The 15,525-nt window shown below is 64.4% G+C and carries 17 protein-coding genes and 1 pseudogene; 4 read left to right on the forward strand and 14 right to left on the reverse strand.

The genetic code is table 11. From position 1 onward, the window contains the following. Positions 1 to 9 precede the first annotated feature (9 nt). From flgK to flgB, 10 genes are all read right to left on the reverse strand, one after another. Entirely contained in the window at positions 10 to 1,890 is a 1,881-nt protein-coding gene (flgK, locus tag AC4QBL_RS13905; RefSeq protein ID WP_472900219.1) for a flagellar hook-associated protein FlgK, read from the reverse strand. Between the two features lie 69 nt (positions 1,891 to 1,959). Next, positions 1,960 to 2,829, reverse strand: a complete 870-nt coding sequence (gene flgJ, locus AC4QBL_RS13910) for a flagellar assembly peptidoglycan hydrolase FlgJ (protein ID WP_472907679.1) — start codon at positions 2,827 to 2,829, stop codon at positions 1,960 to 1,962. Between the two features lie 241 nt (positions 2,830 to 3,070). Beyond that, the gene (locus tag AC4QBL_RS13915; RefSeq protein WP_472907622.1) at positions 3,071 to 4,267 is read right to left on the reverse strand and encodes a flagellar basal body P-ring protein FlgI; all 1,197 of its coding nucleotides are present in this window, start codon (positions 4,265 to 4,267) and stop codon (positions 3,071 to 3,073) included. Positions 4,268 to 4,287: 20 nt separating this feature from the next. Further along, positions 4,288 to 4,992 (reverse strand): flagellar basal body L-ring protein FlgH, encoded by a 705-nt coding sequence (locus tag AC4QBL_RS13920; protein WP_472907621.1) that lies wholly within the window; start codon positions 4,990 to 4,992, stop codon positions 4,288 to 4,290. A gap of 155 nt (positions 4,993 to 5,147) precedes the next feature. Then, on the reverse strand, positions 5,148 to 5,930 hold the full coding sequence (gene flgG, locus AC4QBL_RS13925; RefSeq protein ID WP_472907620.1) for a flagellar basal-body rod protein FlgG: 783 nt from the start codon (positions 5,928 to 5,930) through the stop codon (positions 5,148 to 5,150). 154 nt (positions 5,931 to 6,084) lie between these two features. Beyond that, positions 6,085 to 6,822 (reverse strand): flagellar basal-body rod protein FlgF, encoded by a 738-nt coding sequence (flgF, locus tag AC4QBL_RS13930; protein WP_472907619.1) that lies wholly within the window; start codon positions 6,820 to 6,822, stop codon positions 6,085 to 6,087. Positions 6,823 to 6,968: 146 nt separating this feature from the next. Continuing rightward, the gene (gene flgE, locus AC4QBL_RS13935) at positions 6,969 to 8,225 is read right to left on the reverse strand and encodes a flagellar hook protein FlgE (RefSeq protein WP_472907618.1); all 1,257 of its coding nucleotides are present in this window, start codon (positions 8,223 to 8,225) and stop codon (positions 6,969 to 6,971) included. Positions 8,226 to 8,279: 54 nt separating this feature from the next. Then, entirely contained in the window at positions 8,280 to 8,945 is a 666-nt protein-coding gene (locus AC4QBL_RS13940) for a flagellar hook assembly protein FlgD (RefSeq protein WP_472907617.1), read from the reverse strand. Positions 8,946 to 8,960: 15 nt separating this feature from the next. Continuing rightward, positions 8,961 to 9,365: a flagellar basal body rod protein FlgC gene (gene flgC / locus AC4QBL_RS13945; protein ID WP_472907616.1), complete on the reverse strand. Its 405-nt coding sequence runs from the start codon at positions 9,363 to 9,365 to the stop codon at positions 8,961 to 8,963. An 11-nt stretch (positions 9,366 to 9,376) separates the two neighbouring features. Continuing rightward, positions 9,377 to 9,778 (reverse strand): flagellar basal body rod protein FlgB, encoded by a 402-nt coding sequence (flgB, locus tag AC4QBL_RS13950; protein ID WP_472907615.1) that lies wholly within the window; start codon positions 9,776 to 9,778, stop codon positions 9,377 to 9,379. Between the two features lie 250 nt (positions 9,779 to 10,028). On the opposite strand from flgB, the gene flgA reads away from it, so the two are divergent. The 4 genes from flgA to AC4QBL_RS13970 all read left to right on the forward strand — a co-directional run bounded on the left by flgA (position 10,029) and on the right by AC4QBL_RS13970 (position 12,795). Further along, positions 10,029 to 10,805, forward strand: a complete 777-nt coding sequence (flgA, locus tag AC4QBL_RS13955; protein WP_472907614.1) for a flagellar basal body P-ring formation chaperone FlgA — start codon at positions 10,029 to 10,031, stop codon at positions 10,803 to 10,805. Between the two features lie 137 nt (positions 10,806 to 10,942). Beyond that, positions 10,943 to 11,272 carry a flagellar biosynthesis anti-sigma factor FlgM gene (gene flgM, locus AC4QBL_RS13960; protein ID WP_472907613.1) on the forward strand — a complete coding sequence of 110 codons (330 nt, stop codon included), beginning with the start codon at positions 10,943 to 10,945 and terminating at the stop codon, positions 11,270 to 11,272. Between the two features lie 25 nt (positions 11,273 to 11,297). After that, the gene (locus AC4QBL_RS13965; RefSeq protein ID WP_472907612.1) at positions 11,298 to 11,669 is read left to right on the forward strand and encodes a hypothetical protein; all 372 of its coding nucleotides are present in this window, start codon (positions 11,298 to 11,300) and stop codon (positions 11,667 to 11,669) included. 373 nt (positions 11,670 to 12,042) lie between these two features. After that, entirely contained in the window at positions 12,043 to 12,795 is a 753-nt protein-coding gene (locus tag AC4QBL_RS13970; protein WP_472907611.1) for a hypothetical protein, read from the forward strand. Between the two features lie 66 nt (positions 12,796 to 12,861). On the opposite strand, the pseudogene AC4QBL_RS13975 reads toward AC4QBL_RS13970, so the two are convergent. The 4 genes and pseudogenes from AC4QBL_RS13975 to AC4QBL_RS13990 form a co-directional block, all read right to left on the reverse strand. Further along, positions 12,862 to 13,023, reverse strand: a pseudogene (locus AC4QBL_RS13975) (ATP-binding protein); the annotation flags it as partial. A 42-nt stretch (positions 13,024 to 13,065) separates the two neighbouring features. Further along, a complete protein-coding gene (gene tnpC, locus AC4QBL_RS13980; protein WP_472907610.1) occupies positions 13,066 to 14,670 on the reverse strand; it encodes an IS66 family transposase in 1,605 nt (534 codons plus the stop codon). An 88-nt stretch (positions 14,671 to 14,758) separates the two neighbouring features. Continuing rightward, positions 14,759 to 15,109 (reverse strand): IS66 family insertion sequence element accessory protein TnpB, encoded by a 351-nt coding sequence (tnpB, locus tag AC4QBL_RS13985; protein WP_472907609.1) that lies wholly within the window; start codon positions 15,107 to 15,109, stop codon positions 14,759 to 14,761. Continuing rightward, entirely contained in the window at positions 15,085 to 15,417 is a 333-nt protein-coding gene (locus AC4QBL_RS13990; RefSeq protein WP_492131597.1) for a transposase, read from the reverse strand. Before AC4QBL_RS13990 ends, tnpB begins: the two co-directional genes overlap by 25 nt. Between the last annotated feature and the right edge of the window lie 108 nt (positions 15,418 to 15,525).

Raw genomic sequence — 15,525 nt, forward strand, 5'->3', positions numbered from 1 at the left:
GGCTGGCGTTCAGCGGCCCACGGTTTGCAGCAGGGTGTCAAAGGTGCTCTGCGCCACCTGCAGAAACTTGGCGGCCGCCTGGTAGGACTGCTGAAACTGCAGCAGCCGGGCGGCCTCTTCGTCCAGGTTGACGCCGGCCACCGCCGCGCGGGCGTTTTCTGCGCTGTCAGCCACCTGGCTGGAATAGCCGGTGGCAAATTTGGCACCCTGCACCTGGGTGCCGAGCACCGACAACAGGCTGCTGTAGCCGTCGGCCATCGACACGCCGTCAAAGGTGGCCTGGTCGCGCAGGGCCAGCACAGCTTTCGCGTTGCCGCCGTTTTGCGGCGTGGAGCCGGGCAGCGCGGCGCCGATGGTGAAGCTGTCGCCGGCGGCCGGGCTGCCGCGCAGGGTCAGGCTCCAGCCGTTGATCTCTATGGCCTTGCCAGGGGTGTAGGTATACACCGTGCTCGGGTCGGCGGAGGTGGTGAAGCTGCCGTCGGCCTGAAACGTGAGCGTGACGTCGGTGATGGGATAGACCGAGGGCGAAACCGCGTACAGACCTTCGATGCTCATGCCGCCGGCGTTGTTGGCGCCGGGCGTGACCTGCACCGGGCTGGCCGAGGCCAGGCGGTCGGGGGCGCCCACGGCCACTTGCATGTTGCGGGCGGCGTCGGCAAAGGGCCGCACGCGAAAACTGTCGCCCGGGTTGGCGGCGCCAGCGGTCACGTCAAAGCGCAGGCCGTCCAGCTCGGCCGGCAAGCTGGTAAACGCGGTGCTCACACCGTCGGACAGGCGGACCACGTTGACGCCCAGCGCGTCAAAGCGAACTTCGTAGTCGGACGCCTTGAGCGCGGTGGCATCGCTCACCGTGGCGGCCAGTTCGGCCGAGCCGGTGTTGGCCCCACCTGGCATGCCCGCGCTGGGAGCGGCCGGCACAAAAAAGTCCGCACCCGCGTTGCCCCTGAGGTCCACACCCAGGCGGTGCTGGGTGTTCATTTCGGTGTTCAGCGCCAGCGCCATGCGGCCCAGCAGGTTTTGCATTTGCGGCAGGTCTTGGCCCAAAAAGCTGAGCAGACCGCCGAGCTGGCCGCCCACCGAAGCGTCGTCCAGCGCTTGCGTGGTGCCGCCCTGCACAAAGCCAATGTGCAGGCGCGAGGTGTCGATGCTGTCGCGCACGGTGGTGAGGCTGTTGGCGCGCTGCCCCAACACCAGCGGCTGGCTACCCGCCACAAACACGCTCATGGAACCGTCGTCGGCGGCCACGGTGCTGATCTGCACGTACTGGCTCAGCTCGCCCAGCAAAGCGTCGCGCTGGTCCAGCAGGTCGTTGGGCTCGCCGGTGGTGCCCTGGTTTTCAATGATGCGCTGGTTGACCTTGGCAATGTCTTGCGCCAGCCGGTTGATGGACGTGACCGAACTGTCCAGCTGCATGCGCCCGCTGTAGGCCAGCGAATCGATTTCGCCCGCCGTGTCGCGCAGCCGGGCCGACAGGTCTTCGGCCCGTGCCAGCACCACCACGCGGGCCGACAGGTTGGTGGGCGAAGACGCCACGTCCGACCAGGCGTTGAGCATGTTGTTGATGGCAGCGCCCAGGCCGTCCTCTCCAATGGGGAACAGGCCTTCGAGCTGTTGCATGCGCGAAAAGCGCTCGCTGTCTGCCGCCGCCACCGAGGTGGCCAGTTGCGATTCGCGGGTCAGGTAGGCGCTGTGGGTGCGGCTCACGGTGCCGATTTCAACCCCTTTGCCGTAGTAGTTGCCGCCCAGCGTCTGGTAGCCCGAGGTCTGCATCGTCACCGACTGGCGCGAATAGCCAGCGGTGTTGGCGTTGGCAATGTTGTGGCCAATGACCTGCAGCGTGGCCAGGTTGGCGTTCAGGGCACGCGAGCCAATGTTGAGTGCGGCAGACATGTCAGTGACTCCCCAAACCGGAACGGGTGGGGCACATCAGCCACCGGCTGTGGGCAAACCTGCGGGCGCTCATGACTGGGCGCGCTGAATGCTCAGCGTGGTGTTGATGGCGCGGCTGAGCTTGGCGGCGTATTGCGGGTCGGTGGCGTAACCGGCCTTTTGCAAACCGGCGGCAAAGCCCTGCACCGAGCCCAGTTGGTCCATCACCTTGTCGTAGCGCGGGCTGTTGCCAATGAGGCGGGCGTAGTCGCGAAACGAGTCGGCGTAAGAGTCGTAGGCGCGGAACTTGGCGGTCACTTTGCGCGGCTCGCCGTTGATGTATTCGGTGGTGGTGATTTCGGCCACTTTGCCCTTCCAGCCGCCGGTGGCCTTGATGCCAAACAGGTTGAAGGACGGCGCACCATCGGCATGGCGAATTTCGCTCTTGCCCCAGCCGGTTTCGTGGCCAGCCTGGCCGATCATGAAGCTGGCGGGAATGCCGGTTTCGCGCGACACGGCGGCCGCTGCCTGGCTGTGTTGCGAGACAAAATCCGCCTGGCGCGGCCCGGCACTGGCCCGGCTCACGGTGCTGGGCTCGCTGGCCACGGGCAGCGCGCGGGTGGCGCCATTGAGCGCATCGCGTGCGGCCGCGGCGGGGTCGATCTGGCGGCCCAACTGGCGCTCTATAGCTTCGGACAAACCACCCGGCAAGCCCGAGAGCTGCACCGCAAACTGCTGGTCCAGCAGGTCGGTGCCCAGGTTGCTGCCCTCGCCATCCATCAGGCCCGACTTCTCGGTGGCCTCGCGCATGCTCTTGATGAGCTCGCGCATGAACAGCGACTCAAACTGCTTGGCCGCCTCTTTCAGCGCTGCCTTGTCACCCTTGGCACCCGCAGCCCCGCTGCCGTAGCGCAACGCGTTGAGCGCGTTCGGGTCGGCGGCCAGGCCCTGGGTGGACATGGACAAGGGGTTCACTCCAGCCTCCCGCGCGCAGCCACCGACACAGCGCGCCGACGATTGGCCACCACTTCCACACGCAGCATGCCCGTTACGTTGCCGCGCTGGGTGCAAACGGAGATCACAGCCGAACGCACAGCCAGCCCCCAGCCGGGAACACCGCGGATCTGGCTCTGCCAGGCCGCTGGTGTTGCCCCTTGAGGGGCGGAGCGGCTACACGCAGTGAGCAAGCGATGGGGGTGGTTCATATGACTTCCAGTTCGGCATTCATGGCGCCGGCTGCCTTGATGGCCTGCAAAATGGCCAGCAGGTCTTGCGGCGTCGCGCCCAGCGAATTGAGCACCCGCACCACGTCCGACAACTGGGCCGCGGCGGGCATGGCAATGAGCGAGCCGGTGTCCTGGCTGATCTGAATGTCGGCTTTTTCGGTCACCACCGTCTGGCCGCCGGGAGACAGCGGGTTGGGCTGGCTGATGACCGGGGTGGAGCTGATGCTGACCGTGAGGTTGCCGTGCGACACGGCGCAAGCACCGAGCGTGACCGCCTGGTTCATGACGATGGAGCCGGTGCGCGAATTGATGATGACGCGGGCCATGGGGGTTGACGCTTCCAGGCGCACCTCTTCCACCGCCGCCAGAAAGCCCACGCGGGCGTTCGGGTCGGCCGGGGCGCGCAGGCGCACCACGCGCCCGTCTACCGCGCTGGCCACGCCGGCACCCATGGCGCGGTTGATGGCTTCGGTGACGCGGCTGGCGGTTTGAAAGTCGGTGGCATTCAGGCCCAGGTCGATCGTTTCACCGAGCGCAAACGGCGTGTCGACCGTGCGCTCCACCTGCGCACCGCCCGGAATGCGACCGGCGCTCAGGTGGTTGATCTGCACCTTGCTGCCGCCGGCCGCAGCGCCTGCGCCGCCCACCAGCAGGTTGCCCTGGGCCAGCGCATAAATTTCACCGTTGGCGCCCTTGAGCGGCGTGGTGATGAGCGTGCCGCCACGCAGCGATTTGGAATTGCCGATGGACGAGACCGTGACGTCGATCATCTGGCCGGGCTGCGCAAACGCAGGCAGCTGGGCCGTGACCAGCACCGCCGCCACGTTTTTCAGCTGCATGCTGCCGCCCGGGGGCAACGACAGACCCAGCTGCTGCAAATAGTTTTGCATGCTCTGGGCGGTGTAGGGCATCTGGGTGGTCTGGTCGCCGGTGCCGTCCAGCCCCACCACCAGGCCGTAGCCGGTGAGCTGGTTGCTGCGCACGCCCTGCACGGCGGCAATTTCCTTCACGCGAATGGCCTGCGCTGCTGCCGGCTGGGCCAGCCCCACTGCGGCGCCTAGCACCACCAGCAGCGCAGCCAGCGCGTGCCAGCCGTTGGGGCGCACCGCACGGCGTGTGAACAGGCGGCGGTTGGAGGCGATACCCATGATCGGCAGATAGTCGGATTTCATGAGACCAATGCTATGCACCCTCAGAACGGGATAACGCTCAAAAAGAACCGTGCTAACCAGCCAATTGAAAGCGCTTCACCTTGCGCACCTCTGCCACGCGACTCCACACGCGCATTGGCCACCTGGGTGGAAGCGACCACATTGCCGGGCCGAATCTGGCGCGGGTCCACCGTGCCACTGAAGCGCAACACGTCCACGTTCTGGTTCACACCAATCTGCTTTTCGCCCGCCACCACCAAGTGACCATTGGGCAGCACCTCCAGCACCGTGGCGGTGATCGAGCCTTCAAACTTGTTTTCGCTCTGGGTGTTGCCCTTGCCGGCAAAGGTGTTGCTCGACTCGGCGCCGGTGGTGAATTTGTCCAGCAGCGGCGCCTTGAGAAACGGCAAGGCCGACACGCTGGCGGACGCTTCGCCTGAGCGGTCGATGTTGGCCGACGACTTCTGGCTGGCGGTGATGTTTTCCGAAATCTGGATCGTCAGCGTGTCGCCCGGCAGGCGCGCGCGCGGGTCTTCAAATGCCGGGCGGTAGCTGGCCGCATGAAACAAGCTGCCACTGGCCGGCGCGGTGGCCGCTGGCGCCGCGGCGTAGCGCACCGGCGTCACAGGCACCACGTCCACCTGCGGCGTCTTGCGCAAGGTTTCGCAGCCCGCGCTCAGCACCGCCAGCGCCAGCAGCACCGACGTGCGCAGCTGCCAAGAAGTGGGAACAGATAAGTTTTTCATATCAAGCTTTCAACCAAGCAACCGATACAAGCCATAAGGCCAAGAGCGAGCGACAACCGCACGAAGCCGCTAAAAAAACACGGCGAAAGTGGCCACCACCCCGAACGCCGCCGTGGCCCATCGGCCTCACGGCGCGCGTGAGCGACGGCGAGGGCTTACAGCTGCGCCAGGCGCTGCAGCATCTGGTCGCTGGTCTGAATGGCTTTGGAATTCATCTCGTAGGCGCGCTGGGTCTGGATCATGGTCACCAGCTCTTGCACCACGTTCACGTTGGACGTCTCCACAAAACCCTGCATCACCGTGCCCATGCCGGCGCTGCCCGGCGCACCGTTCACCGGGTTGCCCGACGCCTGGCTCTCAGCAAACAGGTTTTGCCCGCGCGGCTCCAGGCCGGCCGGGTTGATGAAGTTGGCCAGTTCGATGTTGCCCACCACCGAAGGCGCCGGGTTGGCCGGCAGCTTGACCGACACCACACCGTCGCTGGACACGGTGATGCTTTCCGCGTCGGCCGGGATGGTGATGCCCGCCGTGAGCGGGTAGCCGCTGCTGGTGACCATGCGACCCTGTGCGTCCAGCTGCAGGCTGCCGTCTCGGGTGTAGCCGACGGTGCCGTCGGGCATTTCCACCTGCAAGAAACCACCGCCGTTGATGGCCAGGTCCAGGTTGTTGCTGGACTGCTGCAAGCTGCCCTGCGCAAACGAGCGCGAAGTGGCCACGGTGCGCACACCCAGGCCCAGTTGCAGGCCGGTGGGCAGCTCGCTTTGTTCGGTGGTGTTGGCGCCCACCTGGCGCAGGTTTTGGTACATCAGGTCTTCAAACACCGCGTTGGCGCGCTTGAAACCGTTGGTGGACGTGTTGGCCAGGTTGTTGGAAATGACATCCAGCTGGGTCTGCTGGGCCTGCATGCCGGTCTTGGAAATCCACAGCGAATTGATCATGTCGTGCTCCTTGTTTCGATCTGTTCAATGGCGCTACCGCGCCGCAAAGTTACCCACTGCTGCCACCGTCCTGGCGAGGACACCGCCGGGCTGGCTTTGCCAGACGGCTGGTGTCGCCCCCCGGGGGGGTGACGCGAAGCGGCGCGGGGGGGGATCATCCATTCAGGCTAAGCAGCTGGCCGGCCGTCTTGTCGTTGGCCTCGCCGTTTTGCAGCATGCGCATCTGCACTTCAAACTGGCGCGCCACGGCGATCATTCCCACCATGGCTTCAATCGGGTTCACGTTGCTGCCTTCCAGCGCGCCGCTTTGCACGCGGGCGGTGGCGTCGGCCGGCAGCGGGTCGCCCAGCGGGCCGCGAAACAGGCCATCGCCCCCGCGCTGCAAACGGTTGTCGTCATCGGGTGTGACCAGCTTGAGCCGACCCAGCGCCTGCGGCGGCTGACCGCTCACACGGGCGCTCACCGTGCCGTCTTCGCCAATGTCAATCTGCGCACCCGCGGGCGCCACCAGCGGGCCCGCGTCGCTCAGCATGGGCAGGCCCTGGGCGTTCACCACCGTGCCGTCGGTGTTCACTTCCAGCGCGCCGGCTCGGGTGTAGGCCTCGGTGCCGTCCAGCCCCTGCACCGCCAGGTAGGCGTTGCCGCGCGCGGCCACGTCCAGGTTGCGCCCGGTGTGGGTGATGGGGCCGGGCGCATCCGAATGGCCGGCCGTGGCTTCCAGCGCAAACACCCGGGTGCTGGCACCGTCGCCACGAATGGGCACCGCGCGGAAGGTGGACAACTCGGCCCGAAAACCCGGCGTGGACGCGTTGGCCAGGTTGTTGGACAACAACTGCTGCCGGTGCTGCGCGGCATTGGCGCCGGTCATGGCGGTGTAGATCATGCGGTCCATGCGGGACTCCGGAATGTGTGGCGATGGATACCAAAAACAGACCACCGCAACGCGCGAAGGGCCTGGGCCCCAGGGCACCGCGGAACCGGCTTTGCCGGGCCGCCAGTGCCGCCCCCTGGCAGGGGGTCGCGCGCAGCGCGGGGGGGTTATCTCAGGTTCAACAGGGTGCTGAACACCTGGTCTTGCGTCTTGATGGTTTGCGCGTTGGCCTGGTAGGCGCGCTGCGCGGTCATCATGCTCACCAGCTCGCCGGTGATGTCGATGTTGGAATCTTCGAGCGCGCCAGAACGCAGGCTGCCAAACTTGCCCTCACCGGGCGCGCCGTGCACCGGCTCGCCGGTGGCAAAGTTGGCCTGCCAGTTGCCGTTGCCGGTGGGTTGCAGGCCCTGCACGTTGCGGAAGTTGACCAGCGCAATCTGACCCGCCGCACGGGTCTGCCCGTTGGAATAGCTGGCGGTGATCACACCGCTTTCGTTGATCTTCAGGCTCGTGAGCTCACCGGGGCGGTAGCCGTTTTGCTCCAGGTTGTTCACGGCAAAGTCGATACCAAACTGGGTGGCGTCCCCGTAATCCAGCGTGGCGTTGAAGGTCACGGCCGGGTTGTTGGGCGATGTCAGCGTGATCGGAGGCATCACGGAGGCGGGCGTCACCACGTTGCCGCTTGCATCCAAGGTCGGTGTCGTCCTCAGCGTGCCATCGTCATTGAAACGAAGCACGGTGGGCGGTGTGGACTGGGCCGGCGCGCTGCCATTGACACTTCGGTAAACCGTCCATTCGTTGACGCCGGTTTTCTGGAAGGCCAGGCCCACAGGGACCTCGAGCCCTTGGGGGTCGTAGGCGATGACCGACGTGCCGTACTTGGACAGCGGGGTGGGTGGGGAGACCGTGTTGAAAACCGGTGCCCGAGCATCCAGGTTGAATTCGGTTGAAATGTTGCTGGTGGCGCGTGCCGGAATGGGGCCGCCGGTGGGCAAGCTCAGGGGCTGGGTGGTGAAGCTCAGGCGGGTGCCTTCGGAGTCGGTCGGGTAACCCATGAGCTGGCCGCCGATGTTGGTCACCACTTGGCCTTCGTTGTTCAGCTTGAACATGCCCGCACGGCTGTAAGCCATGCTGCCGTTGGGCATGGTCAGCTCATAAAAGCCGCTGCCGTTGATGGCCACGTCCAGGTCGTTGCCGGTGACGGTGATGTTGCCCTGGGTGAATATTTGCGTGGTGGCGGCCACCGTCACGCCAATGCCGGAATTGGTACCGCCCGACGCGTTGATGGAGCTGGCGTACACCTCGGCAAATTCGGCCCGCGATGCCTTCATGCCCACCGTGTTGGCGTTGGCGATGTTGTGGCCAATCACGTCCAGGTTTTTGCTGGAGCTGTTGAGGCCAGAGAGTCCTTGCTGGAATGACATGGTGGAGTCCTTTGGGTCGGGAAAATGGGGGTTGAATAGAGGGCGGTGGCGGGCTTACATGAAGGCCCGAACCTGGCTGTAGGCCAGGGTGCGGCCGTCCTGCAATTGCAGGTTCATGGCGCCTGAAGCAAAGCCCACCGACGACACGGAGAGCTGCATGAGCGGTGTGGCAGCCACGGCCTGGCCGCCCTGCGTGGCCCGAATCTGGAAGCTGCCCACGCTGGCGGGGTTGGTGTCTTGCGCATCCCAGCTGAAGGCGTGCTGCCCGGCGCCCAGTGGGCCCATGTTGACGCTGCCCAGCAGCGCACCGTTGGTGCCCATCACGTCCACCGTGACCTGGCTGGCCGCGGTGTCCAACGCAATGGCGCCCTTGCCTACGCTGCCATCAAACGTGAGCTTGCTGCCTTCCACCAGCGCCTGGCGCCCGATGAGCGAGGTGCCTTGCATCGACTGCATGGCGCTGTATTGCTCGGCCATGCCCTTGAGCGTGAGGTTGAGTTCCTGGATGCCGCTGACCGTGTTGATCTGCGCCATCTGGGTCGTCATCTGCGCGTTGTCCATCGGGTTGAGCGGATCCTGGTTGTTGAGCTGCGCGACGAGCAGCTTCAAAAACCGGTCTTGTGAGGCCTGCGGGCTGGTGGCGTTGCTGGCCGACGTGCTGCCGGTCGAGCTGCCCACGGTGGTGCCGAGGTTGCTGAGGTCTAGGGGTGCAGTAAGCATGGTGCGGCGTCCGGTTTATTGGCCCATCTGGAGCGTTTTGAGCAGCAGCGACTTGGCCGTGTTCATGACCTCGACGTTGTTTTGGTACGAACGCGAGGCCGAGATCATGTTGACCATCTCTTCCACCGGGTTCACGTTGGAATGGGTCACATAGCCCTCGCCATCGGCGCTGGGGTGCCCGGGGTTGTGGACGCGGCGCCCGGGCACATCGCTTTCGCGGATGTCCTGCACCTTCACACCGGCCGAGCCGGGTGCGCCCATGGGCACGGTCTGAAACATCACATGGCGGGCCTTGTAAGACTGGCCATCGGGCCCGGCCACCGCGTCGGCGTTGGCCAGGTTGCTGGCCACCACGTTGAGCCGCTGCGACTGCGCACTGACCGCGCTGCCCGAGACCCCGAAAATGGTAAACATGGACATGAGAAGCTCCTTCACTGGCCCGTGATGGCCGACAGCATGGTTTTCACATGCCCGTTGATGAAGCGCAGCGTGGACTCGTAGCGGATGCTGTTGTCCACAAAGTTCGCGCGCTCGCGGTCCAGGTCCACCGAGTTGCCGTCCTGGCTGGGCTGGGTTTGCACGGTGTAGGCCATCTCCGGATTGCCGGCACCCCCCGCGCCCAGGCGCATGTGCTGCGCGCTGGTCACGCTCACCGCAGAGCGCGCCGTGCTGCCCGACGCCGCCTGCAGCGCCTTGGCAAAGTCAAAGTCCCGCGCCACATAACCGGGCGTGTCGGCGTTGGCGATGTTGCTGGCGATCACCTGCTGGCGCTGGGAACGCAGCACCAGTGCGTTGGCCTGGAAGTCCAGCCGGGAGGTCATCTTTTCAAGCATGGGCACCTCTGCGCGGGGTTGAATGGAAGGCAAAAGCGGCAGGCTTTCACCGGGATGAAGGTAAGTATGGAAAAACTTGAGGGTGCGCAATGGCCGAAACAAACGGCACATTGCCGGGTATTTCGCTGCTTTGCTCCGGCCAGCCCCGGCCTACAGTGATCCCCTGCCGGCATGGACTCCGCGCCCTTCAGCGCCCACCAGTCACCCATGCCAATCGCCTCCCGCAGGGGCTTTGCCAAGGGGAACCCACATGCACACCAACGAACAACACCACACCCGCCCCGCCCTGCGCACGCCGCAGGCGGCTCTGGCTGGCATGCTGCTGGCCGGGCTCGCAAGCCTGGCCCCTGCTACCCACGCGCAGACGCCCACACCCCCCGGCGGCGAAAGCGCCGCGCTGCAGCAACTGGCCCGCGACTTTCTGGAGCCCTCACTGGCCACGGCCATGGGGCAAACCGACGGCGCCCCCCTGCGGGCCGAAGTGGTCATGGGCGCGCTGGACAGCCGCCTGCGCCTGGCGCCCTGCGCACGGGTCGAACCCCACATGCCGCCCGGCACCCGCCTGTGGGGACGCAGCCGCATTGGGCTGCGCTGCGTGGACGGCACCACCCGCTGGAATGTGTTTTTGCCCGTCACCGTGAAGGCCTGGGGACCCGCCTGGGTGCTCACCCGCTCCGTCACCGCCGGCACACCCCTCACACAAGAAGACGCCGAAATGGCCGAAATTGACTGGGCCGAGCAAAAAGCCAGCGTGCTGGCCAACCCGGCGCTGTGGGTGGGCCAGGAAGCCGCCTACACCCTGCTGCCCGGCCAGGCCCTGCGCCAACACATGGTGCGCCCGGCCCAGGCCTTTGCCGCCGGGTCGCAGGTGCGGGTCACCCAGTCGGGAACCGGTTTTCAGATCGCGGTGACCGGCCAGGCCCTCACCGCTGGCCAGATCGGGCAAACCACCCGCGTGCGCCTGGCCAGCGGCCGGGTGGTCACCGGCCTGGTGCGCGACGGGCAAACGGTGGAACTGGCGCTGTAAAAACCGCTCCGAAACACCGTAAAAGCCGTTTCAGCCTCTGTTTGCGTGACGTATTCAACAAAAAAGACCTCAAGTCCCCCCGCTTTTGAGCCGATAGTCTTTCCACAACGCCCCAACTACGGGGTTTGGAGAGTGAAATGAAAGTCGAATCATCACCGGACTCGTACATCGGCTCCGTGGCCGGCGGCCCGCAAAAAGCGGCAGCCGCGCCCACAGCAGGCGCCGAAGCGGCAGCGGCGGCAGCCCCAGCGGCTGCGGCCAAACCGCAAGCGGGCGTCACCGTCACGCTGTCGTCGACCAGCCAGGCCATGTCGGCTGGCGGCAGCAGCAGCGACGTGTTCAACGCCGAAAAAGTGGAAGCCATGAAGCAGGCGATTGCCAGCGGCAGCTTCCAGGTCAACCCTGAAGCCATCGCGGACAAGATGTTGTCCAACGCGGCTGAAATGCTGAGCGCCAGCCGCTCCTGACACCGCTTTTTAACCAGGTACCCCCATGAACGCCCTTGCACCGACGCCCACACACCCCTGGATCGTTTCGCTGCAGTCCGGGCTCGACACGCTGGAAACGGCGCTGTTGCATGGCGATGCGCCCGGTGTGGAAAAAGCCAGCGCCAGCATCCAGACCATCTTGCAAGGCGCCCCAAAAACCGCCGAGTTCGCGGTACCCGGTAGCGGGCTGCACCTGGACATGCAGCGCGCAGCCCACCGCTTCGGTCAGCTGCGCCAGGCCGTGCTGCGCGCCAGCGCGCAAAGCCAGCGCGCCGTCAACAGCGTGCTGCCCCAAAAAGCCCCCGCCACCTACGGCCACATGGCCGGCGCAGGCAGCTCCACGGGTGGCGCTGGTCGGGCGTACCTGTCGGCTTGAGGGCACGATCTTTTCGTCACAGCGCTTAAGGGCAGAATTTCTTTAAAGCAACCAGCTGAGGCTGGTTTTTTTTCGCCTACTCATATTCGACAGAAGTCCAGCTGAACCTTACGCAATTTGGATAAAAGGTGGCATGCGGGTAACTTGATTATTCGGGAATGCTGCTCACACGGAACGCGGTATACATGGGGCAGATTCACCTTTTAAGAGCATTCTGCGACGCGACGGGATGACCGCAACTCCACCAGATAGAAGGCTGAAACTGGGGCTAGTTTGGCCCTCACATCGCGTTATTTAGTTTGGCAAGCTAACGCTACAGTGGGCATAGCGTTGCGAACCAACCCCTGGCCACTCCTTTTTTCTCCCTTTTTCCATGAACACAACCCTTCGCGCCCAAGATCTGGACGGGCTGCTGGATCGAATGCCTCAAGGCATCCGTGTGCTCTCGCTCGACTGCTTTGACACCCTCCTCTGGCGCCAGGTTGCCCAACCAGCAGACGTATTTTTCAACCTACAGTCCAGTGCGCTGTACCTAACACACGGCATTACCGCCGACATGCGCGTGAACGCTGAAATACGCGCGCGCCGCAAACGCAAGGTGCTGGCCGACAGCTTTGAGGTGACGCTCGCAGACATCTACCGCGAGTTGCTGCCCCAAGCCGAAGACAATCTCGTCGAGCACGCCGTGGCAGCCGAGCTGGATGCAGAATTCGCCCACAGCTTCATCTACGAGCCCGTAGCGCACCTGATCAGCAGCGCCCATGCACGCGGCCTGCGGGTGATCGTGGTCAGTGACACCTACCTGAGTAACCAGCAACTGCGCCAGTTGCTGACCCTGCTGATGGGCGACGATTCGCAAAAAATTCAGCAGGTGTATTGCTCCAGCGACTTGGGGATATCCAAGACCACGGGTATCTGGCCAGAAATCCTGCGACAGGAGAAATGCCAGCCGCAACAACTGTTTCATCTGGGGGACAACCCGCTAGCAGACCAGTTCTGGCCGGCAAAGCACGGCGTGCAATCGGCCTGGTTACAGAACCACACCGATGAGGTGGCCAGCCAGCTCGCAAGCCGGATCAACGTGGCTTTACAACTGATGCCCGAACTGCGGTACACCGATTGTTGATTCATCAGTACAACTGAGCCAGTGATCACGTCGAATACTGAGCCACCGGGTTGATGGGTTTTTTGGCTATTCGGTTGTGGATAAGTCTATAGGGTCCGCTGGTTTTCGATCTCCTTTCTGAGTCTTTGGGCGTTGCTTTGGCAGTGCCGCGCCAGCGGCACTGGAATGCTTGAATCGCCAGCTCTCGTTGCCCGTCTCCACGATGTGGCAGTGGTGCGTGAGTCGGTCGTAAGCGATCAATAGACCGCACCCCTTGCACAGTTTCCTATTTCAGCCGCTGCGCCCGTTGAGACACCAGGGCAGCAAGGCCTCATAGTCCTCGACGGTCCTGGCCCGAGGAAGCGCCACCAGCAGCGAGCGCAGGTACTGGTACCCATCGACGCCGTTGACCTTGCAGGTCTCCAGCAACGAGTACAGATTGGCGCTCGCGTTGGCGCCGGCCACGGTGTCGGCAAACAACCAGTTGCGTCTTCCGATGACAAACGGACGGATCGAATTCTCACAGCCGTTGTTGTCTATGGGGTAGAGACCGTTGGTGACGAAGCGCTCCAGCTTGGCCCACTGCGAGGACAGGTAGTGCAGCGCCTTGCCCAGCAAACTGCCCGGCAGCACCACATGAACGTTGGCCAGCAGCAAGGCCTGGATCTCTTGGAGCACCGGCACGCTGTGGGCCAGGCGACTTTGCAGCAGCGCATTCACATCCAGCCCTTGCTCCTTGGCCAGTGCCTCCACGCGGTAGAGCTTGCCGATCAGCTCGATGAACCTGGCCGCCAATTGCTCAGGCCCCCGGTTCGCTTTGGGCAGCGCCTGCAGCGCGTCATTGAAGTAACGCCTGCAATGCGCCCAGCAACCGATGTGCACGAGCTTGTTGGCCAAGGCGATTTTGTTGTAGACCTCGTAGCCGTCGCTCATCAGCACGCCGCCCTCGCGCGCACCGACGTACAGACGCTGCGCCGCCTCGGTGCTGCGTGAGGGTGAGTAGGCGAACAAGCGTATGGGCGGACCCGTGCCGCACGCGCCAGAGCCATCGGTCATTTGCGCCCACATGTAGCTCTTGGACTGGGCACTGCGCCCAGCCTCCTTGAGCACCTGGATTTCGGTCTCATCACCGAAGATCAGCGGGGCGTCCAGCACCCTGTCTCGCAGCAGGTTGATGACGGGCTGCACCGCCTGGCCCACCCGCACCACGCTGGCGGCCATGGTGTTGCGTGAGAGGTCGCTGCCGCCAAAGCGCCCCAGCAAGGCCGCCTGGCGGTACAGCGGCAGGCCGTCCACGTACTTGGACGTGATCACCCAGGCCAGCAGACCTTCGCTGAACAGCCCCTTGGGGATGACTTGCTCGGGCTTGGCCGCCAGACGCAGCGTGCCATCGCAGCACGGGCAGGCGTACTTGACCCGCTCGTGGCGGATGACGCGCACCTGCTGAGGAATGATGTCAAGCTGCTCGCTGGCCTCCACGCCAATCTCCCGCAGCACGGCACCGTCGTGAGGACAGACACGCTCGGACTCGGGCAGTTCGTGGCGCACCACCTCGCGCGGCAGCGCCGGGTCCAGTGGCTTACGCCCGCGCTTGGCGCGTTTGTGGCCGGGGACCTCGACGATGCTGTCATCGGCTTGGGTTTCTTCCTGGGTTGGCTGGGCAGCTGCGCCGAGTGCTTCGGCCTCGTTGAAGAACATGTCCTTCTGGTGGCCAGCGCTGGCCTCGCTCTTGGCAGCGAAGAGTTGGCGCTTGAACTTGTTGAGCTGTTCCTTGAGCAGGTCGCGCTCGGCGCGCGTGATGCGCAGTTCACCCGCGAGCGATTCGCTGGTCTGGGTGGCCTGAGCCAGCGCCTTTTGCAAGGCTGCAAATTCTTCGGCGGTGGGCATATAAACCATCACCTACTTTGATTTATTTGTCGCTCAGGCGGTTCCTTGTGAGCGCTATTTTGCGACAAATATTTTGCGACATTGGACAGCCAGCGGCTCAGGCGACACGCTCGTAGAACCGCTGTGGGTGCCTCTGTATAAACGCCAGATCCATACCATCGAGAAGCCAGTGCAGTTGCTCCACTGTCAGCGTCGGCACCACCGCCTCGTCTGGCCAGATGAAGCGGTCTTGCTCCAGACGCTTCATCAACAACCAGAAGCCGTTGCGGTCCCAGCCCAGGATCTTGACTCGGGTGCGACGGCGGTTGCTGAACACGTATACCGACCTGGCGAATGGGTTCATTCCCAGGGCTTGCTCCACCAGGATGGCCAGACCGTTGATACCCATGCGAAAGTCGATGGCCGGGCGGTGCAGGTACACCGTCAGCGTGTCGTCGAGCCGGAACATGGCAGGCGCCCCAGAAGTTCAATGACGGGCAGCAACTCGCCCGGGCCTGCCTCGCTGAGGTCGACCTCCACCCCATTGGGCAGTCGAGCGTGAAGCCGAACCTTGAGCGCAGCAGCGACAGGCACAGCACCGGGTGGTGCAAGTCGCAGCGGCACAAATGTATCGCCGCCGCCCATCGCTACAGTCGGCATGTTGGCCCGACCGGCCTTCATGTCCGTGCCCATGCGCTGGGTGATCCAGCGGCGCAGCAAGTTGGCGTTGATGCCGTATTGCAGCGCCATGCGCGCCACGGAAACGCCGGGCTGCATGCAGGACTGAACAAGCTCCGCTTTGGCAACTGGGTCGTATGCACAGCGCCCATCACGCTTTCGTCCGCTGACCAATCTGCTCTTCAACTCTGCACTGATCTCTGTCAT

The organism is Hydrogenophaga sp. L99 (assembly GCF_058731905.1).